The sequence below is a fragment of the Coralloluteibacterium stylophorae genome (assembly GCF_018122625.2).
GTDB classification, from domain to species: domain Bacteria; phylum Pseudomonadota; class Gammaproteobacteria; order Xanthomonadales; family Xanthomonadaceae; genus Coralloluteibacterium; species Coralloluteibacterium stylophorae.
Window position 1 is genome coordinate 30,784 of record NZ_JAGQFT020000014.1, and the last position, 19,650, is coordinate 50,433.

Genomic DNA, 19,650 nt, shown 5'->3' on the forward strand with positions numbered 1-19,650 from the left:
GTTCCCATGCGTGCATCCAAGCTCCTTCTCGCCGGCATGCTGTGCCTGGCGCTCGTCGCCTGCGGGCGCGCCACGCTCTACAGCGACCTCAGCGAGCAGCAGGCCAACGAGATCGTCGCCGCGCTCCAGCATGCCGGCGTCGGCGCGGACAAGCAGGTGTCCGACCGCAAGGGCGCGGGCTGGGAGGTCCGCGTCGCCTCCGGCGAATTCCCGCGCGCCATGGACGTGCTCGCCGCCGAGGGCCTGCCGCGCGAGCAGTTCGCCTCGCTCGGCGAACTGTTCCGCAAGGAGGGCTTCGCCTCCTCGGCGCTGGAAGAGAAGGCCCGCTACATGCACGGCGTCTCGCAGGACCTGGCCAATACGCTGTCGCGGATCGACGGCGTGGTGACCGCGCGGGTCCACATCGCCCTGCCCGAGCGCGATCCGCTCGGCGGCACCGAGCTGGAACCGTCGGCGTCGGTGGTGCTGTTCGAACAGGAGGGCGCCAACCTGCGCGAGCGCGAGACCTCGATCAAGGGCATCGTCAAGGACGGGGTCGAGGGCCTGCGCGACATCAACAACGTCACCGTCGCCATCTTCCCCGGCAAGCACATGCCGGAGCTGGCCGAGGGCGATACGCAGCTGGTGCAGAACGCGGGCCTGGTCGCGACGGACCAGGGCCCGCTGCCGCTGGTCCTGAGCGTGGTCGCGACCGCGCTGCTGACCCTGCTCGCCGCAAGCGTGTGGCGGCGTCCGCAGCGTGGCGGCGCCGCGCAGGCGGACAGCGCGGGAGCCCGGGCACGGTGAGCGCGGCGCTGCCACTGCCCGCGGTGCATGCGAGCTGGTTCGCGGGACTCGATGCGGGCCTGGTCGCGCTGGCCACGACGTCCCCGCTCGGCCGCCGCCTGCTCTACCACGAGCTGGACGCGGTCGCGCCGCACCTGCTGTCCCCGCGCCATGCGCCGGACGTGGCCGGGATCTGGAGCGTCGAGCGGCTGGATGCGCTCGCCCTGCCGCTCGGCGCCTTGATCTACGGCCCGGCGATCCGCGCCGTGGTCCATCGCAACGCGGTGCGCCGGCTCAAGGGCGTGCTCGGCGACGGCTACCGCCTCGCCCTGGACGCCAGCCTGCTTGCGCCGCCGGACGACGCCGACCTCGCCCTGCGCATGCGCACGGATCTCGCCGCCGCCCTCGATGCGGACGAGGCCGCCCCGCGCGAACTGCTGTGCCGGGCCGGCCTCGTCGCACTGCAGGCCTGGGCCGACGCGGCTTCGCCGGCGCTCGCCGAATGGCTGCGGCTGCGGCGCCCGCGCGAGGAGCCCATGGCGCCGGTGCGGGCGCTGCCCGCGGACCTGGTCGCGGCGCTGGTCGCCCACCACGGCGGCAGCGCGACATGAACACGACCACCGTCCTCGACACCCGCGCCTTCACCCGCGCCGCCGCGGGCAGCGTGCTGTCGGCCGCGGAATGGACGGCGCTCGCCGACGTCGACGCCCTGCTCGAGCGCATCAATGCGCTGCATGCGGGCGCCGAGGACGAGGTCGCGCAGGCGCGCGACGCCGGCTACCACGCCGGCTTCGCCGAAGGCCTGGCCCGGGCGCAGCAGCAGATGACCCAGCAGCTCGCCGGGCTCAACGAGCGGCGCGCGCGCACGCTCGCCGAGGCCGAGGCGCGCATCTCCGAACTCGCCTGCGCCATCGTCGCGCGCATCGCCCCCGGCCTCGACGCCGAGGCGCTGGTGCCGCGCCTGGTGCGCGAGGCCGTGCAGTCGGCGCAGGCAGAACAGTTCCTGCTGATCCGCGTGCATCCGCAGGCCCGTGAGGCGGTCGCGGCCACGCTCGGCGAAGTGCGCCAGGCGCACCCGGCGGTCGGGCTGATCGAACTGGTCGCCGACGAGAGCCTCGAACCGCAGAGCTGCGTGGTGGTGTCGGAAGCCGGCGAGGTCCGCGCCGGCATTGCCCAGCAGCTCGACGCCATCCGCGTCGCGCTCGCGCAGGCGAGCCAGGCCGCCGCATGAGCACGCCGTCGGCCACGCGCCCCGCGACCTCCGGAAGCGTGGTCCCCGGCGCCGCGCCCGATCCGCTGCTTGCCGCGCTCGACCGCGCCAGCACGCTGGAGCGGGTCGGCCGCGTCGCCGAGGCCTACGGCACCCTGATCCGCGCCACCGGCATCAAGGCCGCGATCGGCGAACTCTGCGAGCTGCGCAACCCGGACCGCCCGGAGTTCCACCTCAGCGCCGAGGTGGTCGGCGTCTCGCGCAACCACACCCTGCTGACCCCGCTCGGCGCGCTCGACGGCGTCTCCGCCGCCACCGAGGTCGTCGCCAGCGGACGCCAGGCCTGCGTGCGCGTGGGCGACGCCCTGCTCGGCCGCATCCTCGACGCGCACGGCCTGCCGCTGGACGACCTCGGCCCGCTGCAGGCCAGCGCCGAGGTGCCGCTGTACGCGGCCGCGCCCAATCCGCTGTCGCGCACGCTGGTGGAGCGGCCGTTCGCGACCGGCGTGCGCGCGATCGACAGCGTACTCACCGCGGGCGAGGGCCAGCGGATGGGCATCTTCGCCGTCGCCGGCGGCGGCAAGTCGACCCTGCTCGGCATGCTCGCGCGCGGGGCCAGCGCCGAGGTCAACGTGATCGTGCTGGTCGGCGAGCGCGGGCGCGAGGTCAACGAGTTCATCCACGACAGCCTCGGCCCCGAGGGTCTCGCGCGCACCGTTTTGGTCGTCGCCACCTCGGACCGGCCCGCGCTCGAGCGCAGCCGCGCGGCGTGGGTCGGCACCGCCATAGCCGAGTACTTCCGCGACCGCGGCAAGCGCGTGCTGCTGCTGCTGGATTCGGTCACCCGCTTCGCGCGTGCGCTGCGCGACGTCGGCCTCGCGGTCGGCGAGCCGCCCGCGCGGCGCGGCTTCCCGCCGTCGGTGTTCTCGGAGCTGCCGCGGCTGTTCGAGCGCGCCGGCAACAACGACCGCGGCACCATCACCGCGTTCTACACCGTGCTGATGGAGGACGAGGACGGCGGCGACCCGGTCGCCGAGGAGGTGCGCTCGATCCTCGACGGCCACATCGTGCTCTCGCGCAAGCTCGCCGCCGCGCACCACTATCCCGCGATCGACGTGCTCGCCAGCGCCAGCCGCGTGATGTCGCGCGTCGCCGGCGAATCGCACCGGCGCGCCGCGGCGGGGCTGCGCCAGGTGCTGGCCAAGTACGCCGAGATCGAGCTCCTGATCCAGCTCGGCGAGTACAAGCCGGGCAGCGACCGCGAGGCCGACGCCGCCATCGAGAAGATCGCCGCCGCGCGCGCCCTGCTGCGCCAGTCCGCCGCGGAGGCGGTGCCGTTCGCGCAGGCCACCGCCCAGCTCGAGGAGTTGTTCCGGTGAGCCGCCGCTGGCCGCTCGATACCCTGCTCCGCGTGCGCGGGCTGCGCGCCGACAGGGCCCGGCAGGCGCTGGCCGAGCGCATCGCCGAGGCCGACCGCGAGCGCGCCACCTGCACCCGCATCGAGGGCGAGATCATCGCGCTCCAGTTCGAGCGCGACCAGCAGCGCGCGCGCCTGCTCGACCCGCCGCCCGCCGGCGTCGGCTGGCCGGCGGCGCTGGCCCAGCGCGAGGCCCACGTCGAGCTGCTCGGCACGCGCGCCGCGCAGGCGCGGCAGCGGCTGTTCCAGGCGCAGGACGTGCTGCGCGCGGCGATGGAGGCGGTCGCGCAGGCGCGCGCCCATTACCTGCACCTGCGCGCCCGGCTCGATGCCCTCGAGCAGCGGCGCCAGGGCTGGCGCGGCGACGAGCACGCGCGCGAACTGCGCGCCGAGGAGGCCGCCGCGGCCGACCTCGTCGCCACCCGTCATCCGGCGTCCCCGAGGTGAGTCCATGAGCATCGACCGCAGCAGCAACGGCGCCCCTGCACGCACGGACGCCCCGCCGCGCGAGGACCGCGCGCCCGAACGCCCGCGCACGCCGGCGCCTCCCGAGTCGGTCGAGCGCTTCCGCGCGCTGATGCAGCGCGGGGATGGCGAGCCGCGCACGGCGGTGCCGCGCGACGCCGCGACCGCGGGCGCGGACCACGCCGGCCGCAGCGATGCCTGGAGCGACGGCGCGGCCGCCGGGGCGGAGGGTCCGCGCCACCCGGGAGCGGACGCCGAGGAGCACGGCGACGGCCAGGCCGACGACGGCCTGCCCAGCGGCGAGCTCAGCGCCCTGCACTTCGCCCAGCTCGCCGCGCGCGAGGCGCCCGTGGCCGCGCCGGCCGCCGCCGCGTCCGCCGGCATGTCGATGCACTTCGCCAGGCTGGTGGAGAAGCACGTCCGCCAGATGCTGGTGAGCGAGGGCGGCATCGGCGCCGACAACGATGGCCAGGTGATGCTGCGGCTCGCCGATGCCACCCTGCCCGGCACCGACCTGCTCCTGCGCCGCACCGCCGACGGCTGGAGCCTGCGCGCCGACGTGCGCTCGCGCGAGAGCTTCGATGCAATCGCGGCCGCCGGCCCGGAGCTGGCGCGGCGCTTCGCCGAGCGCCGGCTGGGCACGCTCGAGATCGACCCGCAGCTGCACGACTGACCCCGCGCCCTCGGGTCGCCCCCAGCTGGCGACACCGTGCGGAGCGGGGCTGAATCGGGTTCCCCGACCGACACGCAGGAGCGGCCATGTCCGTGAGCTCCCTCGGCGCCGCCACCGGCCCCAACGCCTCGCCCGCCCCGGTCTTCGACTACGGCCGGATCGACGGCGTCGCCGGCAACCCCAACGTCACCCCGGAGTTCATCGCCGAGGTCGAGGCCATGGCCGCGCGCCTCGGCACCCGCCCGGAATACCTGATGGCGGTGATGAGCTTCGAGTCCGGGGGCAGCTTCGACCCGGGAGTGAAGAATGCCGCCGGCAGCGGCGCGACCGGCCTGATCCAGTTCATGCCGGCGACCGCCCAGGGCCTCGGCACCTCGATCGCCGCGCTCGAGCGCATGAGCCCGCTGGAGCAGCTCGCCTGGGTGGAGAAGTACTTCGAGCAGCGCGCCGACCCCGGCGACCTCGGCACCCTCGAAGGCGTCTACACCAGCGTCCTCTACGGCAGCCCGCGCCCGGATCCGTCGAGCGTGCTGTTCGACACCGGCGACGGCAAGGCCTACACCCAGAACGCAGGGCTCGACCACAACCGCGACGGCCGCATCACCGCCGGCGAGGCCACCGCAAGCGTCCGCGGCCGCGTCGACGGCGATCTCGCCGGCGGCGCGCCCGCACCGGCGCCCACGCCCAGCCCGGGCCCGGTGCCGGGCCCAGCACCCGAGCCCGCTCCGGCGCCGGGCGGCAGCGTCGTCGTCCGCCCGGGCGACACGCTCTCGGGCATCGCCGCGGCCAACGGTGTCGGCCTCGACGCCCTGCTCGCGGCGAACCCGCAGATCGGCGATGCCGACTTCATCCATCCGGGCCAGCAGATCCAGCTGCCCGGCGGCGACCCCGCACCGGCGCAGGGCAGCGTCACCGTGCGGGCCGACGACACCCTGTCCGGCATCGCTGCCGCGCACGGGGTGCCGCTCGGCGCACTCCTCGCGGCCAACCCGCAGCTCCGCAATCCCGACCTCATCTACCCCGGCCAGCAGATCCGGCTGTCCGCAGCAGGCACGGCGGCCGCCGACAGCGTCACCGTGCGCGCCGGCGACACGCTCTCGGGCATCGCCTCGGCCAACGGCGTGTCGCTCGGCGCGCTGCTCGCCGCCAACCCGCAGATCCGCGACCCCGACCTCATCCACCCCGGCCAGCAGGTGCACCTGCCCGGCGGCGCGGCGCCCGGAGCCGCGCCGTCGCCCGCACCCGCGTCGCCCGCGGGCGACGCGCCGCGGTACGCGCCCTACACCGTCTACAGCACCGGCGAGAGCCCTGCGATCCGCCTGGACGGCCCGCAGCAGATGCAGCCGCACCACGACTACACCACCCGCAACCGCGACGGGCAGCTCCTCGAGGTTCGCGACCTGGTGCTGGACGGCAACGGCACGCCGCAGACGGCGCAGGCGATCCCCTCGCCGATCGACGGTCGCGTCATCCACGCCGGGCCGATGGGCGACGCCGGCAACGCGGTCATCGTGCAGGGCGGCGATGGTCAGCTGGTCTACCTCTTCCACATGTCGTCCATCGACGTGCGCGAGGGGCAGCAGGTCGGCTACGGGCAGGCTCTCGGCAACCAGGGCTCCACCGGCCACTCGACCGGGCCGCACGTGCACATCGAGGCGGCCGGCCCGACCATCGACCGCTGGGTGAACGACCTCCTCGACGGCCGCTTCGACGGGGTCCGCGGCTGACCCGGCCACGCGCTCGTGCGTCCGGGTCCGGCACGATGGCGATCCCGCCGTCGCGCCCGTTCCCGCCCATGCCGCTCCGTCGCATCGCTGCCGCCGCCCTTGCGCTGGTCCCCGCCGCCTGCGGCGCTTCGCCGCCGGCCGATGCCGGAGCCGACCATGCGCAGGGCGCGACGGCAGCCCGCGGACCGGGCTCCGCCGCGCACCTGCCCGGCGACATCCTCCGTGCCCTCGGCACCGACGAGGCCGTGCTCGCCTGCGCGGCCGGCGTCCGCGACGGCGTCAGCCGCTTCGCACCCGACTGGGTGACGGCGTCCCGCCCCGACTTCGACGGCGACGGCCGCGCCGACTGGCTCGTCGCCGGCGCGCACGCCTGCCTGCAGCGCGGCGGCCTGCCGCTGCGCTGGGGCTATCTCGACCACGGCGACGCGCGCGAACGGGTGCTGCGCGCGCCGGCGACCGCCGAGGTGGAGCTGTTGCCCGCCATGCACGCCGGCCTCCACGACCTGCGCCTGCAGGGCGCCGCCGGCGACCACGATGCGCAGGCGAGGTGGACCTTCGACGGCAGCCGGTACGGGCCGTCGCGGCAGGAGGGGACGGCAGGCACGGCGGCCGCATCCGGCCTCGCCACCGTCGCCGGCGCGCTGGACTGGAGACGCGGCGGCGACGGCTTCGCCCTGCGTCGCGACGGCGGGACCATCGCCACGCTCGGTCCGGCGGAGCCCGCGGAGTACGTGCTCCCACCGCAGCTCCTGTTCCGCAGCGAAGAGCCGGTGGCGGGCTGGGACGAGGTCCTGGTCCTGCAGGAGAGCTTTCCCGGCAACGCCTGCAACGGCGGGCCGCTGTGGGTTGTCGCTCTCGACCGCGATGGCGGCCAGCGCGCGGACGGGCCGCTCGACTTCTGCGGCGGCGCCGCGCCGGCGATCCGCGCGAACGCGTCCGGGCTGGAGATCGTCGTCCCCGGCGGACCGCGCAACCGCGTCCGGGGCGAGGTGCCGGCGGAGCGCTGGCACTGGCGCGGAGAGGGCCTGCGGCCCGGTCCGCTGTAGGCGGACGCCCCGCCTGCCGCTCCGCTCAGTCCCCGATCGACGACATCGCGCGCCGGCGCCCGCGGACGCCGCGCCAGTCCTCGCGCGCCAGCAGGAAGCGCAGCGCCGGCCGGCCGAACTGGCTGCTCTCCCCGGCCGCAGTGAAGCCGAGGCGCTCGAGCAGCTGCGGCACCGAGCGGTTCTGCGGCGCGCACAGGCCCTCGATCCGGCGCAGGCCCAGCGTCGCGAAGCCGTGCCCGCACAGCGCCGCACCGCCCTCCAGCGCATAGCCGCGGCCCCAGGCGCGCGGCAACAGGCGCGCGCCGATGCCGACCTCGTCGCGGTCGGCCTCCGGCACCAGCGAGAACATGCCGAGGAAGCCCCCGGCGCGGTCGCTCGCGTGCCAGAAGCCGAAGCCGGGATGCTCGCTGCGCATGCGCTCGTCCCAGAGCACGAACGCCGCGGCGTCGGCCACGCCGGACAGCGGGTTGTCGAGCAGGTGGCGCACCACCCGCGCCTCGCCGCCGAGCGCGAGCAGGTCGCCGAGATCGCGGCGCCCGAACGGACGCAGGCGCATGCGTCGCGTGCCGATCGTGTCCCGCTCCACGTCGTGCTGCTCCGCCATCGCGTCCCCGCGGGTTCCTGCCTACGGACAGTGTCGCGCGCGTCCGCGGTCGCCGCTCCTAGGGCGCCCCCGAGGTGGGGTACGACCTAGCTGTGCCGCCGTCGCCCGCCGACGACACTGTGGCCACGCTGCGAAGGCCCGCGGCGCCCACCCCACCACATCGAGAGGAAGCAGCCATGTCCAACAGCATCGGCGATATCGTCGGCGGCCTCGTCCAGAGCGCCTTCTCCGCCATCGGCACCATGCTCGGCGGCCCGATGGGCGGCATGATCGGCAACTACATCGGCAGCATGTTCAGCGATACCGCGGCCGACTTCGTCGGCGACGCCCTCGGCGACCTCGGCCTGCCGGCCGACACCAGCGGCATCTTCAGCGCCGCCTTCGGCGACGCCTTCTCCGGCGCGCTCGGCGACTTCGGGATCTGACCCGTGGCCGGCGACCGCGTCTGGCAGAACCGGCAGGCCTTCGAGGAGAAGCTCGATGCGCTCCAGCAGCAGAACGCGATCGGCGAGAACGACCGCGAGACGCTGCTCGGGCACTTCGACCGGCTCCAGCGCGAGATCTCCGACGAACTCGCGCTGGTCATCAAGCCCGAATACGAGCGGCGCGTCGCCGAGGACGGCGAGGACGCCGCACGGGCCTGGATGGCGCTGGCGGGAGAGGACCTTGGACGCCGCGCGGGGGAGCAGACCCGCGCGATGATCCTCGACATCATGGAGCGCGCGCGCGAGGCCGCCTGAGCCTCACGCACGCATGCCTCGGGCCCCGCTCCATGAGCGGGGCCCTTCGCGTCTGTGCTGGCCCTTCAGCGCCGGAACCCGGCGGCGGTGAGCGAGACGCCGCGCAGGTCGACGCCCAGTCCCGCGCAGGCCTGCGCCACGCCGTCGCGCAGCACCCGGGCCTCGCCCGGAGCGGCATCCTTCCACGCGGCCACCATCAGCATGGTCAGCAGCGCGAGGCTCTCGGAGGTCGCCTGCATCTCGCGGTCGTCGAGCGCGGCCAGGCCCTGGTCGCCGCGTTGGCGGATGGCGTCGGCCATGGTCCCGCGCACCGCCTCGAACGCGCCCGGCGGGATCGGCGCGGTGCGCTGGTTGAGGATCGCCCAGGCGTAGATCAGGAAGGCCGCGTGCACGTCGCCCATGTTGTGCGCGGAGTAGCCCGCCCGGGCGAGCACGTCCGCATAGGCGGCCTGCAGGCGGCCCGAGTCGAAGGCCGCCTGCATCTCCTCCGGGTTCGCACCGAGTTCGGCGGCGAGCAGGCGGCGGAAGGCGGGATCGCCGAGCGCGCCCGCCGCCAGCGGCTGCAGCGACGCAGGCCATGCGTCCTCGCCGCCGCCCGCGAGGCCCGCGGCCATCCTGCGGTTCACCTCGCGCGTGACCGCGGCAGCCGGGTCGAACTCCAGCATCGCCAGCGTCTGCGCGGGGCCCGGCGCCGCATCCGCTTCGTCCTCCGCGTCGCCGCCCCGGTGCCGCAGCAGATGCGTCTGCGCCCAGGCGTCGACCGCATTGATGTAGGGCATGTCGCCGATGGTCTGGGCGTGGACGGCGGGCGTGGAGACGGCCGCTGCCGCTGCGATCACGAAGGCCAGTCTGCTTCTCACGTCGTGGAACTCCTGGGGCGCGCCGCCGCGCGATTCGCGTCGACCCGCCAAGGGTGGCGCCTGCGCATCCGCGCCGGACCCTGGGACCGACCCTAGGTGGACCGGTCGGCGTGGCCTTCCTACCCTGCCACGAGGCACGGGCGTCCCGCACCGTGCCCCGATCCCGAGGATCCCGCCATGACCGACCCGACCGCCGATCTCTCTCCCGAAGCACGCGCGATGCTGGAGGCGTTCGAGGCGTCGCTGCTCGACCAGCACGACATCGACGCCGCGAGCCGGGAGGACATGGTGGCGCAGATGGCCGAGGCGCTGCGCGACGGCGACCCGGCCGCGCTCGCCGGCGGCGACCCGGACGCCCTGCTCGAGCAGCTGCGGCGCACCGTGGACACGCTGGCGACGAGCGGCCAGATCGGCGAGGCGGAACGCGACGCCGTGGTGCAGCAGTTCGGCGCTGCGCTCGAGCCGCTGCGCAGTCCGCAGGTCCGCCGCGCCCTGGAGTTCTCCCGGCGCCGCGCCACCGACGGCGACGCGGCGGCCGCGGCGTGGCTTCAGCGCCAGGACACCGAGGCCTACGCCGAGGCGGGCGTTGCGCCGCTGCGCGGGCTGCACGGCATCGGCGTCTGATCGCCCGGGCCCGCCCCAGCTAGGGAACGCCCCAGCTGGTCACGCGGTGCGGAGACGGGAGAATCGATGTCGACGGAACGGCGATGCGCCCCCTGCAGCCGGTCCGGCCCGCCAACCCCCCAAAGTGGATTCCAGGAGAACGCAGATGTCCCAGGTCAGCCCGAGCAGCCTCCTTCTGAACATGCAGATCGAGGGCAACTTCCAGTCGGAGAGCCAGCGCCTGACCGCCGGCTCCAAGTCCAAGGTCGGCGGCTTCCTGATGGCGCTCGCCGAAGCGCTCGGCAAGCAGATCGATGCCGCTGCCGAGGACCTGAAGCAGTTCTCCGAGAGCCTCGGCAAGAACCCGACTGCCGAGCAGACCACCGAACTCACCGCGCGCAGTCAGATGTTCTCGCTGTTCATGAACAATGCGAGCACCGTGATCAAGACCGTCGGCGAAGCCAACGCCGCGATGGCGCGCAAGCAGTAAGACGCCGGTACCGGCGGACCGAGCGGGGCGGGCAGCCATGTCCGCCCCGCTCCCGTTTCCACCGCGCACGCCCGCCACCTTCCGCGGCGGGGCGGGCGCAGACGCCACGCCAGCCGGCCCGACCAGGCCACGCGAACCGAGGAGCGACCGGTGCGACCTGCAGGAAACCGACGCGCCCGCGCGGCGCGGCCGCGGCGGGCGGCGAGCACCCGCATCGCCTGGCTGCTGGCGATGGTGCTGGCGGCGCTCGCCGGCCCTGTCGCCTCGCAGGACGCTGCGCGCAGCGCCTTCCGCGCCGCCATCGGCACCGCGCTGTCGGGGGGCGCCGCGGCGGACGCCGCCCCTTCACCCGCGGACCTTCGCTTCGCGCGCGATCCTGCCCTCGGCCAGCGCCACCTGGAGGACTTCCTCGCCTCCAACTTCAGCGATGCGCGCTCGCGCCAGCTCCTCGGCGAGGCGTTCGGTTCCGGAAAGCTGGTGCGCGAGTACGACGCCCTGCTCGGGCGCTTCGGCTATTCCTCGACCAACCTCGCCGACGTCACCGCCGCCTACCTGGTCGTGGCCTGGGAAGTGGTCAACGGGCGCGACTCCAACGCCGAGCCGCAGGGGCAGCGCGCGGTGCGCCGCCAGCTCGCCCCGGCGCTGGTCGCCGCGCCCGCGGTCGTCGCGCTCGACGACGCCGGCAAGCAGGCGCTCGCCGACCGGCTGATGTTCACCACCATGATGGCCGGCTCCGCCTACCAGACGCTCCGGCAGGAGGGCCGGGAGGCGGAACTCGAGCGCCTGCGTGCGCGCCTGCGGCAGAACGTGCAGGCATCGGGCGTCGACCTCCGCGACCTGGCCCTGACTCCGGCCGGCCTGGTGCCGCGCTGAGCGGTCGCCCCGAACGAAAACGGCCCGGAGCGCACGCCCCGGGCCGCCGTGACTCACCGGTTCGCCGGGCTCACTCCGATTCCCACCACAGCCAGAAGTCGTCGTAGAGCTTGCCGAAGAAGCCCGCCTCCGGGATCTCCTCCAGCGCGACCAGCGGGCGCTCCGCCACGGTCTCGTCGTCGAGGCTGACCCGGACCACGCCGAGCTGCTGACCCTTGGCGATCGGTGCGGTCAGCTGCGTCGGTACGTCGATGCTCGCCTTCAGGTCGTCGTAGCGGCCGCGCGGGAAGCTGATGCGCAGCGGTTCGGTCAGGCCCAGCGGCAGCGTCTCGACGGTGCCCTTCCACACGCGCTGGTCGGCGATGCGGGTGTCGCCCTGGTAGAGGGTCTGCGTCTCGTAGAAGCGGAAGCCCCAGTTCAGCAGCGCCAGGCTGTCGCCCTCGCGCAGACGGAAGCCTTCGTTGCGCGAGCCCTCGATGCCCATCACCACCGAGATCAGGCGCTGGTCGCCGCGCTTGGCCGAGGCCAGCAGGCAATAGCCGGCCGCCGAGGTGTGCCCGGTCTTGATGCCGTCGACCGAGTTGTCCTTCCACAGCAGGCCGTTGCGGTTGTACTGGCGGATGTTGTTGTGGGTGTACTCCTTCACCGCGTGGATGGCGTAGTCCTGCGGGAAGTCGTGGATCAGCGCGCGGCCGAGGATGGCGATGTCGCGCGCGCTCATCTGGTGACCCGGCGCGGTGAGCCCGTGCGAGTTGACGAAGTGCGAGTTGCTCATGCCCAGCCGCCGCGCGTAGTTGTTCATCAGCTCGGCGAAGGCCTCCTCGGTACCGGCGACGTGCTCGGCCAGGGCGATCGAGGCGTCGTTGCCGGACTGGATGATCATCCCGTGCAGCAGTTCCTCGACGGTCGCATGGGAATTGACGTCGAAACCGCTGTAGCTGCCGTCGGTCCCGGCGCCGCCCTCGCGCCAGGCGCGCTCGCTGATGAGGACCTGGTCGTCCTTCTTGATCTTGCCGGCGGCGAGTTCGGCCTCGACCACGTAGGTGGTCATGACCTTGGTGATGCTGGCCGGGTCGAGCGGCGTGTCGATGTTCTCGCCGGCGAGCACCTGCCCGCTCTCGTAGTCCATCACCAGCCAGGCCTTGCCGGCCGAGGCGGGGGCGTCGGGAATCTGCACCGGCGCCGCCGGGCCCGACGACGCGACCGGACCGGGCGCCGACGGCGTCGGCACCGGCGCCGGTTGCGGGGTCTGCGCAGACGCGACCGGCGCGAACGCGAAAGCGGTGACGAGAACGGCGGACAACAGCTGTTTCATGAAGCGTGGACTCCGGAGAGATCGCGGGGCCGCCCATGCGGCCGGCCGGGAAGGAATGGGGATCAGTCGGTGGCGAGGCGCGGCTGGCCGAGGCCGAGCGCCATCACCCGCTGGACGGCATCGCCGACCGCCTCGGTGGCGAGCGGCCCGACCCGCACGCGCCAGAAGGCGCGGCCGGCCACGTCCACCGGCGCGACGTCGACCGCGTCCAGCCCCGCCGAACGCAGGCGCGCCACGGCGGCATCGGCATTGCCGCGCTCGGAGAAGCTGCCGACCTGCAGCCAGCGCGCGGCGCTCGGCACGGTGCCGGGCGCGGGCGCCGCCGGAGCAGGGACCACAGGACGCGGCGGAGGTTCCGGCAGGGCCTCGACCCGGACCGGCGGCGTCGCGCCCGCGGCGCTGACGACCGCGGGCGCCGGATGCGCAGCGACCGGCGCCGGCGGCACCGCGGCCGCGGGCTTGCCCGCCCGCGCCTCGGCCGCGGCCACCGCCCGCTGCGCCTGCGCGCTGCGCTCGGCCAGGAAACGCTGCCAGCGCCGGTCGCCGGGATCGATCGCCTGGACCTCGACCCGCGCCGTGCCGCGCGCGTGCACGCCGATCTTCAGCGCGGCGGCGTAGCTGAGGTCGATGACCCGGCCGTCGTGGAACGGGCCGCGGTCGTTGACGCGCACGATCACGTCGCGCCCGTTCTCGAGGTTGGTCACCAGCGCGTAGCTCGGCAGCGGCAGCGTCTTGTGCGCCGCGCTGAACTGGCACATGTCGTAGGGCTCGAGGCTCGAGGTCTTGCGCCCGTGGAACTTGGTCCCGTACCAGGAGGCGATGCCCTGCTCGCGGTAGGCCGCGGCGCGGCGCCCGTCGAGCACCTCGTAGTCCTTGCCCAGCACCGAGTACGGCGAGCGGTTGCCGTAGCGCGCCGGCGCCTCGGCCTGCGGCACCGGCTCGGCCAGCGTGCTGACGTCGAGCGCGACGCTCGGATCGCCGTCGGCGATCTGCGGCGCGTAGAGCCCGCCGGGCGTGTACCAGCGCTCGTCGTGCTGGTGGACGATGGCGCAGGGATCGTCGCCGCTGGCCAGCGGCGCGACGGTACCCGCCACGGGGGCCGGGGCGGGCGCCGGCTTCACCTTGCGTCCGCCGCAGGCGGAAAGCGGCGCGATGAGCGCCAGCGCCAGCGCGATGTGCAGGACCCGGCGGCTCACGGCGCGGCGGTGCCCGCCGCGGCCAGGGCGGCGCCGGCGCCGTCGTCGATCGCCGCCGCCAGCTGATACACGGCCATGCCGTAGAGCGGCGAGTGGTTGTAGCGGGTGATCACGAAGAAGTTGTTGAAGCCGTACCAGTACTCCATGCCCTGCTCGGCCTCGAGGCTGACCAGGGTCGCGCGCGGCAGCGCGCCCGTCGGCTGCGCCGGACGGTAGCCGGCGGCGGCGTCGCGTTCGAAGGCCGAGGCCAGGTCGTCGAAGGTGGTGCCGCGGCGCCAGGTCTCGGGCTTCCACTCCGGCGCGCCCGGCTCGCGCACCGCGCGCGCGACCACCGGCGCACCGCGCTGCCAGCCGTGCGCGGCGAAATAGTTGGCGACCGAAGCCAGGATGTCGGGCACCGAGTCGAACAGGTCGCGGCGGCCGTCGCCGTCGCCGTCCACCGCGTAGGCGAGGTAGCTGGACGGCATGAACTGGCCCCAGCCCATGGCCCCGGCGTAGCTGCCGGTGACGGTATCGATCGGCACCTGCTCGGTGCGCGCCAGCTCGAACAGGTTGCCCAGCTCGCGGCGGAAGAAGGTCTCGCGGTCGGCCTCGTACTGGGCGCGCTCCGGATCGCCCGAACGCGGATAGAAGAACGCCAGCGTGTAGAGCGCATCGAGCACGCGGTACTTGCCGGTGTAGCCGCCCCAGTTCGTCTCCACGCCGATGATCGAGGTCACCAGCGCGGCGGGGACGCCGCTGTCGGCCTCCACCTTCGCCAGCGCATCGCGGTGCTCGGCCAGGAACGCGCGCCCGGCGCGGATGCGGGCGTCGGTGATGAAGTTCGGCCGGTAGTCCTTCCACGGCTTGGCCTCTGCCGGCCGGCTCATCGCCACCGAGATGCTGCGCTGGTAGCGCGCCTTGTCCAGCGTCTGGCGGACGTACTCGGCGGCGACGCCGTGTTCGGCGACGGTCTGCTCGACGAAGGCCTCGACGGCTTCGGCGGGCGGACGCGGGTTCGGGGCCTGGGCGGACACGCTGCCCGCCGCGAGCGCGGCGAACAGGACGAAACACAGACGGTAGAACATCGGGCGGATCCGGGCTCTCGAGCGGGGTCAATCTAACACGCGGCCCCGATGCCTCCAGAGCCCGCGCGGCGAGGACGGCGACCGGTTCAGCCGCCGATGAAGCGTTTGTGCGCGCCGACCGACATGACGATGCCGAAGCCGGCCAGGAGCGACACCGCCGAGGTGCCGCCGTAGGACAGCAGGGGCATGGGCACGCCGACCACCGGCAGCAGGCCGGCGACCATGCCGCCGTTGACCAGCACGTACACCGCGGCGGTCAGCGCCAGTGCGCCGGCGACCAGGCGACCGTAGGTCTCGCGCGTGTCGGCGGCGATCCACAGGCAGCGTCCGATCACGAACGCGAACAGGCCCAGCACGACGCACACGCCGATCCAGCCGAACTCCTCCGACAGCACCGCGAACACGAAGTCGGTGGTGTGCTCGGGCAGGAAGTTCAGGTGCGACTGGGTGCCCTGTCCCCAGCCCTTGCCGGTCAGCCCGCCGGAGCCGACCGCGATCTTGGACTGCAGGATGTTCCAGCCGGTGCCCAGCGGATCGCTGTCGGGGTCGACGAAGGTCAACAGGCGGTTCTTCTGGTAGGTCTTGAGGCCGAAGAACCAGGCCAGCGGCGCGGCCACCGCCGCGGCCGCCGCGGCCGCCGCCATGTACCACCAGCTCAGGCCCGCCAGGTAGACCGCGAACGCGCCCGAGAGCCCGATCAGAAGCCCGGTGCCGAGATCCGGCTGGATCACGATCAGCGCGGTCGGCACGCCGATCGCGGCGGCGCAGACCAGCACGGCGCCGAAGCGCGGCGGCAGCACCTCGCGCTGCAGGATCCAGGCCACCATCATCGGCACGGTCAGCTTCATCAGCTCGGCCGGCTGCAGGTAGAACACGCCGAGGTCGAGCCAGTGCCGGCCGCTGCGCCCGGTGCCCAGCACCGGCACCAGCAGCAGCACCAGCAGCGATCCCGCATAAAGCCACGGCGTCCACAGCCGCAGCCGCGCCGGCGGGATGTTGGAGATCAGCAGCAGGGCGCCAAGGCCGACCGCGAAGCGCGCGCCCTGGGACACCACCAGGCCGGAGCTGTCGCCGCCGGCGCTGTGCAGCACCACCAGGCCGATCGCCATCAGCGCCAGCAGCGCCGCGGTCAGCGGCAGGTCGAGCCTGCCGGCGATGCGCCGGACGCAGGCGCCGAACCAGCGCAGCAGGACGTTCATCGCGCCGCGCCCGCCGCTTCGGCCGCCCCGGCGTCGCGCTGCGCCACCGGCACCGCGTCCGGATGCGCGCCCTCGCCGTGCAGGATCCAGGCATCGAGGATGCGCCGGGCCACCGGCGCCGCGGCGCCCGAGCCGGAGCCGCCGTGCTCGACCACGACCGCCACCGCGATGGTCGGGTTCTCCGCGGGCGCGTAGCCGATGAACAGCGCCTGGTGGCGCAGGTGGTAGGGCAGCTTGCGCGGATCCAGCGACGCGCTGCCGCGACGACTGACGCGCTGCGCGGTGCCGGTCTTGCCGGCCATCAGATAGGGCGCACCCGCCGCGGCCCGGCGCGCGGAGCCGGTCGGTCCGTGCATCACGGCGACCATGCCGGCGCGCACCGCGTCGACGTGCCCGGCATCCTCGGCCACGCGCACCGGCGCCGGCTGCGGCTCGGGCTCGCGCGGGGCATCGAAACCGGTCTGGCTCGCCTTGAGCAGGTGCAGGCGGTGGCGCAGACCGTTGTCGGCCAGCATCGCCACCCCCTGCGCGAGCTGCAGCGGGGTCACCACCCAAAAGCCCTGGCCGATGCCGATGTTCACGGTGTCGCCGGGATACCAGTCCTGCCCGAGGCGCCCGCGCTTCCAGCCGCGCGAGGGCAGTACGCCGGTGGCCTCGCCGACCAGGTCGATGCCGGTACGCTGGCCGAAGCCCAGGCGCTCGAAGAAGGTGTCGATGCGATCGATGCCGAGCTCGACGGCGAGCTTGAAGTAGTAGGTGTTGACCGACTGCGCCAGCGACTCGACCAGGTTGACGTGGCCGTGGCCGCCGGGCTTCCAGTCGCGGTAGCCGCGCGATTGCCCGGGCAGGTAGAAGGTGCCGCTGGAGAAGGTCGTGTCCTGCGGCGTGCGCAGCCCGTATTCGAGACCGGCCAGGCCCATGAACGGCTTGATCGTCGAGCCGGGCGCGAAGCCGCCGAGCACCACGCGGTTGAACAGCGGCCGCGCCGGGTCCTCGTTGAGCGCCTTGAAGTCCTTGAACGAGATCCCGCTGACGAACAGGTTGGGGTCGTAGCTCGGCAGGCTGGCCATGCCGAGGACCTCGCCGCTGCGCGGGTCCACCGCCACCGCCGCGCCGTGCTGGCCCTCGAACGCGTCGACCATCGCCTTCTGCAACTCGGCGTCGATGCTGAGGTAGAGATCGGCGCCGGGCTGGGCCGGCTCGCGCCGCAGCACCCTGAGCGCGCGGTTGCTGGCGTTGGTCTCGACGTACTCGTAGCCGATCTCGCCGCGCAGCCGCTCCTCGTAGTAGCGCTCGATGCCGGTCTTGCCGATGTGGCTCAGCGCGGCGTACTTGGCGTCGCCGAGCGCCTGCAGGTCGTCCTCGTCGAGGCGGCCGACATAGCCGACCACGTGCGCCATCAGCGGCCCGTACGGGTAGTGGCGGGTCAGGTAGGGCACGACCTCGACGCCCGGCAGCCGGTAGCGCTCCACCGCCAGCCGCGCGACCTCGGCCTCGGAGAGCCTGAGCTTGAGCGGCAGGGCGCGGAAGCGCGGCGTGGTCCGGCGCTCGGCCTCGAAACGTTCGACCTCGGCCTCGTCCAGCGCCACCAGCCCGCGCAGGGCCTGGAGCGTGGCCGGCATGTCGCGCACCTGCTCGGGCGTGATCTCGAGCCGGTAGGCCGGCACGTTGTCGGCGAGCAGGCGGCCGGCGCGGTCGTAGATCAGGCCACGCGCCGGTACCACCGGGCGCGGCTTGATCCGGTTGTCCTCGGAACGGGTCGCGTACTCGTCGTGGGCGAGCACCTGCAGGCGGAAGTAGCCGGCCCCGAGCAGGGCCAGCAGCAATGCCATCACCGCGAAGCCCAGCAGCGCGCGCGCGCGGAACTGCTCGGTCTCCAGGCGGTGGTTGCGGATCCGGCGGGGCGGCGGACGGCGCGCCATCGATCAGCCCCCGGCGCTGCCGCGCAGGCGCAGGCGCAGGTCGTCGAGCAGCAGGAACAGCCACGGCCACAGCGCCATGCCGACCAGCGGCGGGATCCAGAACGGCCACAGCGGCATGCCCTCGCCGGTGGCCACGCGCACCGCGGCGGCGATCACCCGGTCGTTGACCAGCAGCGCGCCGACCGCCAGCGCCTGCTGCCACAGCGGGAAGAAGCGCATGCGCGCACGGAAGCGCTGCACGATGAAGGCGAGCATGACCAGGCGCAGCGCCTGCTCGCCGATGAGGGTGCCGTAGACCAGGTCGCCGGCGATGCCGATCAGGAAGGCGAAGCCGAGGCCGGCCCGCTCCGGGGTCTCCAGCAGCCAGTAGCAGACCACCAGCCCCAGCCAGTACGGGCGCAGCGGCGCCACCACCTCGGGCACCGGCACCAGGCCCAGGATCAGGGCCAGCAGCAGGCTCGACGGCAGCAGCCAGGTGGAGCGGGACCGGCTCACGGCTGGCCTCCCTGCGCCGCCGCGGCAGGTTCGTGACCGTTGTCGCCCTCGCCCGCCGCCGCGGTGGCGCCGGTCGCGGCATCGCCTTCCGGCGCGGCGCGCGGACGCGGATCCGGCGGCCCGACGCCGGGGGCCACCGGCGAATTCGACACCACCAGCACCTCGCCGCTGCGGGCGATGCGGGCGGCGGGCCGGATCTCGGCGATCAGGAAGGCGCGACTGTCGTCCATGCGGATCGACAGCACGGTGCCGACCGGGAAGCCGGCCGGGAAGCCGCCGCCGATGCCGGAGGTCACCAGCTCGTCGCCGACCCGGATGTCGCCGCTCTGCGGCACGCTGCGCGCCTCGAGCACGTCCGGCCGCTCGGTCCCGACCACCACCATCCGCAGGCCCGAGCGCACGTCCTGCACCGGCACCGCATGGTCGGGATCGGTCACCAGCAGCGCGGTCGACCGGGTCGGGCCGACCTCGATCAGCTGCCCGACCAGGCCGCCGCCGTCGATCAGCGCCTGGCCGCGGGTCAGGCCGGCATCGCGGCCGAGGTCGAGCACCACGCGCCGGCGGAACGGGTCGAGGTCGATGTCGAGCACGCTGGCCAGCTGCACGTCGAGGCGGTAGCCGCGGGTGCCGCCGAGGAGGTCGCGCAGGCGCTGGTTCTCCTGCGCCACCGCCTGCATGCGGTGCAGGCGCGCCACGGCGATCTGCAGGTCCTGGCGCAGGCGGGCGTTGTCGGCGCGCAGGTCGCCGTGCGTGGCCAGACTGTCGTGCGCGCCGGTGAACACCCGGCCCGGCAGCGCCGCCAGCCACCACACCGGCTCGACCAGCACCGCCGACTGCCGCCGGAACTCGCCCAGCCAGCCGCCGCGGTGGTCGATCGCCATCAGCAGCACGGCCAGCGCGAGGTAGGCCAGCAGCCGCAGCGTGCCGCTGGCATCGGAGAGGCGTGCGGGATTGGGGGCGGCCGTGGGCACGGTAGAGCGGAC

At 74.2% G+C, this 19,650-nt stretch carries 22 protein-coding genes; 13 read left to right on the forward strand and 9 right to left on the reverse strand.

Features of this window, described 5'->3' with window-relative positions; all coding sequences use genetic code 11:
* Positions 1–6: 6 nt before the first annotated feature.
* The 8 genes from sctJ to KB893_RS16700 all read left to right on the forward strand — a co-directional run bounded on the left by sctJ (position 7) and on the right by KB893_RS16700 (position 7,303).
* On the forward strand, positions 7–786 hold the full coding sequence (sctJ, locus tag KB893_RS16665; RefSeq protein ID WP_211926561.1) for a type III secretion system inner membrane ring lipoprotein SctJ: 780 nt from the start codon (positions 7–9) through the stop codon (positions 784–786).
* The gene (locus tag KB893_RS16670) at positions 783–1,376 is read left to right on the forward strand and encodes a hypothetical protein (protein ID WP_211926562.1); all 594 of its coding nucleotides are present in this window, start codon (positions 783–785) and stop codon (positions 1,374–1,376) included. Before sctJ ends, KB893_RS16670 begins: the two co-directional genes overlap by 4 nt.
* Positions 1,373–1,996 carry a FliH/SctL family protein gene (locus KB893_RS16675; RefSeq protein WP_211926563.1) on the forward strand — a complete coding sequence of 208 codons (624 nt, stop codon included), beginning with the start codon at positions 1,373–1,375 and terminating at the stop codon, positions 1,994–1,996. Before KB893_RS16670 ends, KB893_RS16675 begins: the two co-directional genes overlap by 4 nt.
* Entirely contained in the window at positions 1,993–3,354 is a 1,362-nt protein-coding gene (locus KB893_RS16680) for a FliI/YscN family ATPase (RefSeq protein WP_211926564.1), read from the forward strand. Before KB893_RS16675 ends, KB893_RS16680 begins: the two co-directional genes overlap by 4 nt.
* Positions 3,351–3,839: a hypothetical protein gene (locus KB893_RS16685; RefSeq protein WP_213173912.1), complete on the forward strand. Its 489-nt coding sequence runs from the start codon at positions 3,351–3,353 to the stop codon at positions 3,837–3,839. The genes KB893_RS16680 and KB893_RS16685 overlap by 4 nt, the downstream gene beginning before the upstream one ends.
* A 4-nt stretch (positions 3,840–3,843) precedes the next feature.
* The gene (locus KB893_RS16690; RefSeq protein ID WP_211926566.1) at positions 3,844–4,530 is read left to right on the forward strand and encodes a hypothetical protein; all 687 of its coding nucleotides are present in this window, start codon (positions 3,844–3,846) and stop codon (positions 4,528–4,530) included.
* An 86-nt stretch (positions 4,531–4,616) separates the two neighbouring features.
* Positions 4,617–6,257 carry a LysM peptidoglycan-binding domain-containing protein gene (locus KB893_RS16695; RefSeq protein ID WP_211926567.1) on the forward strand — a complete coding sequence of 547 codons (1,641 nt, stop codon included), beginning with the start codon at positions 4,617–4,619 and terminating at the stop codon, positions 6,255–6,257.
* A 68-nt stretch (positions 6,258–6,325) separates the two neighbouring features.
* Positions 6,326–7,303 (forward strand): hypothetical protein, encoded by a 978-nt coding sequence (locus tag KB893_RS16700; protein ID WP_211926568.1) that lies wholly within the window; start codon positions 6,326–6,328, stop codon positions 7,301–7,303.
* A 25-nt stretch (positions 7,304–7,328) separates the two neighbouring features.
* Here KB893_RS16700 and KB893_RS16705 read toward each other — a convergent pair whose 3' ends face one another.
* The gene (locus tag KB893_RS16705) at positions 7,329–7,907 is read right to left on the reverse strand and encodes a GNAT family N-acetyltransferase (protein ID WP_213173913.1); all 579 of its coding nucleotides are present in this window, start codon (positions 7,905–7,907) and stop codon (positions 7,329–7,331) included.
* Between the two features lie 176 nt (positions 7,908–8,083).
* Between KB893_RS16705 and KB893_RS16710 the strand changes: the two genes are divergently transcribed.
* On the forward strand, positions 8,084–8,332 hold the full coding sequence (locus tag KB893_RS16710; protein WP_211926570.1) for a hypothetical protein: 249 nt from the start codon (positions 8,084–8,086) through the stop codon (positions 8,330–8,332).
* Positions 8,333–8,335: 3 nt separating this feature from the next.
* A complete protein-coding gene (locus KB893_RS16715; RefSeq protein ID WP_211926571.1) occupies positions 8,336–8,647 on the forward strand; it encodes a hypothetical protein in 312 nt (103 codons plus the stop codon).
* Between the two features lie 65 nt (positions 8,648–8,712).
* Here KB893_RS16715 and KB893_RS16720 read toward each other — a convergent pair whose 3' ends face one another.
* Positions 8,713–9,507: a hypothetical protein gene (locus KB893_RS16720; RefSeq protein ID WP_211926572.1), complete on the reverse strand. Its 795-nt coding sequence runs from the start codon at positions 9,505–9,507 to the stop codon at positions 8,713–8,715.
* 177 nt (positions 9,508–9,684) lie between these two features.
* Here KB893_RS16720 and KB893_RS16725 point away from each other — a divergent pair, with 177 nt between their 5' ends.
* From KB893_RS16725 to KB893_RS16735, 3 genes are all read left to right on the forward strand, one after another.
* Positions 9,685–10,131: a hypothetical protein gene (locus KB893_RS16725; protein WP_211926573.1), complete on the forward strand. Its 447-nt coding sequence runs from the start codon at positions 9,685–9,687 to the stop codon at positions 10,129–10,131.
* A 145-nt stretch (positions 10,132–10,276) separates the two neighbouring features.
* Positions 10,277–10,600: a hypothetical protein gene (locus KB893_RS16730; RefSeq protein ID WP_211926574.1), complete on the forward strand. Its 324-nt coding sequence runs from the start codon at positions 10,277–10,279 to the stop codon at positions 10,598–10,600.
* 150 nt (positions 10,601–10,750) lie between these two features.
* The gene (locus KB893_RS16735) at positions 10,751–11,473 is read left to right on the forward strand and encodes a DUF6683 family protein (protein ID WP_213173914.1); all 723 of its coding nucleotides are present in this window, start codon (positions 10,751–10,753) and stop codon (positions 11,471–11,473) included.
* A gap of 70 nt (positions 11,474–11,543) precedes the next feature.
* Here the strand turns inward: KB893_RS16735 and KB893_RS16740 are convergent, their stop codons facing one another.
* The 7 genes from KB893_RS16740 to mreC all read right to left on the reverse strand — a co-directional run bounded on the left by KB893_RS16740 (position 11,544) and on the right by mreC (position 19,638).
* Complete coding sequence (locus tag KB893_RS16740; protein WP_213173915.1) at positions 11,544–12,788, reverse strand: D-alanyl-D-alanine carboxypeptidase family protein; 1,245 nt, start codon at positions 12,786–12,788, stop codon at positions 11,544–11,546.
* Positions 12,789–12,850: 62 nt separating this feature from the next.
* Positions 12,851–13,984 (reverse strand): septal ring lytic transglycosylase RlpA family protein, encoded by a 1,134-nt coding sequence (locus tag KB893_RS16745; RefSeq protein WP_213173916.1) that lies wholly within the window; start codon positions 13,982–13,984, stop codon positions 12,851–12,853.
* Positions 13,981–15,051: a lytic murein transglycosylase B gene (gene mltB, locus KB893_RS16750; RefSeq protein WP_211925731.1), complete on the reverse strand. Its 1,071-nt coding sequence runs from the start codon at positions 15,049–15,051 to the stop codon at positions 13,981–13,983. The genes KB893_RS16745 and mltB overlap by 4 nt, the downstream gene beginning before the upstream one ends.
* Positions 15,052–15,137: 86 nt before the next feature.
* Positions 15,138–16,250, reverse strand: a complete 1,113-nt coding sequence (gene rodA, locus KB893_RS16755; protein ID WP_211925730.1) for a rod shape-determining protein RodA — start codon at positions 16,248–16,250, stop codon at positions 15,138–15,140.
* Positions 16,247–18,172, reverse strand: coding sequence for a penicillin-binding protein 2 (mrdA, locus tag KB893_RS16760; protein WP_211925729.1), 1,926 nt, complete (start codon positions 18,170–18,172; stop codon positions 16,247–16,249). Before mrdA ends, rodA begins: the two co-directional genes overlap by 4 nt.
* A gap of 3 nt (positions 18,173–18,175) precedes the next feature.
* Positions 18,176–18,667, reverse strand: coding sequence for a rod shape-determining protein MreD (gene mreD, locus KB893_RS16765; RefSeq protein WP_211925728.1), 492 nt, complete (start codon positions 18,665–18,667; stop codon positions 18,176–18,178).
* On the reverse strand, positions 18,664–19,638 hold the full coding sequence (gene mreC, locus KB893_RS16770) for a rod shape-determining protein MreC (RefSeq protein WP_338026996.1): 975 nt from the start codon (positions 19,636–19,638) through the stop codon (positions 18,664–18,666). The genes mreD and mreC overlap by 4 nt, the downstream gene beginning before the upstream one ends.
* Positions 19,639–19,650 lie beyond the last annotated feature (12 nt).

What these genes read in the sequence shown, in the direction of transcription:
- sctJ (WP_211926561.1), top strand. Translation starts at nt 7, where the DNA reads ATGCGTGCATCCAAGCTCCTTCTCGCCGGCATGCTGTGCCTGGCGCTC.
- KB893_RS16675 (WP_211926563.1), top strand. Translation starts at nt 1,373, where the DNA reads ATGAACACGACCACCGTCCTCGACACCCGCGCCTTCACCCGCGCCGCC.
- KB893_RS16680 (WP_211926564.1), top strand. Translation starts at nt 1,993, where the DNA reads ATGAGCACGCCGTCGGCCACGCGCCCCGCGACCTCCGGAAGCGTGGTC.
- KB893_RS16690 (WP_211926566.1), top strand. Translation starts at nt 3,844, where the DNA reads ATGAGCATCGACCGCAGCAGCAACGGCGCCCCTGCACGCACGGACGCC.
- KB893_RS16695 (WP_211926567.1), top strand. Translation starts at nt 4,617, where the DNA reads ATGTCCGTGAGCTCCCTCGGCGCCGCCACCGGCCCCAACGCCTCGCCC.
- KB893_RS16700 (WP_211926568.1), top strand. Translation starts at nt 6,326, where the DNA reads ATGCCGCTCCGTCGCATCGCTGCCGCCGCCCTTGCGCTGGTCCCCGCC.
- KB893_RS16705 (WP_213173913.1), bottom strand. Translation starts at nt 7,907, where the DNA reads ATGGCGGAGCAGCACGACGTGGAGCGGGACACGATCGGCACGCGACGC.
- KB893_RS16710 (WP_211926570.1), top strand. Translation starts at nt 8,084, where the DNA reads ATGTCCAACAGCATCGGCGATATCGTCGGCGGCCTCGTCCAGAGCGCC.
- KB893_RS16725 (WP_211926573.1), top strand. Translation starts at nt 9,685, where the DNA reads ATGACCGACCCGACCGCCGATCTCTCTCCCGAAGCACGCGCGATGCTG.
- KB893_RS16730 (WP_211926574.1), top strand. Translation starts at nt 10,277, where the DNA reads ATGTCCCAGGTCAGCCCGAGCAGCCTCCTTCTGAACATGCAGATCGAG.
- KB893_RS16740 (WP_213173915.1), bottom strand. Translation starts at nt 12,788, where the DNA reads ATGAAACAGCTGTTGTCCGCCGTTCTCGTCACCGCTTTCGCGTTCGCG.
- mltB (WP_211925731.1), bottom strand. Translation starts at nt 15,051, where the DNA reads ATGTTCTACCGTCTGTGTTTCGTCCTGTTCGCCGCGCTCGCGGCGGGC.
- rodA (WP_211925730.1), bottom strand. Translation starts at nt 16,250, where the DNA reads ATGAACGTCCTGCTGCGCTGGTTCGGCGCCTGCGTCCGGCGCATCGCC.
- mrdA (WP_211925729.1), bottom strand. Translation starts at nt 18,172, where the DNA reads ATGGCGCGCCGTCCGCCGCCCCGCCGGATCCGCAACCACCGCCTGGAG.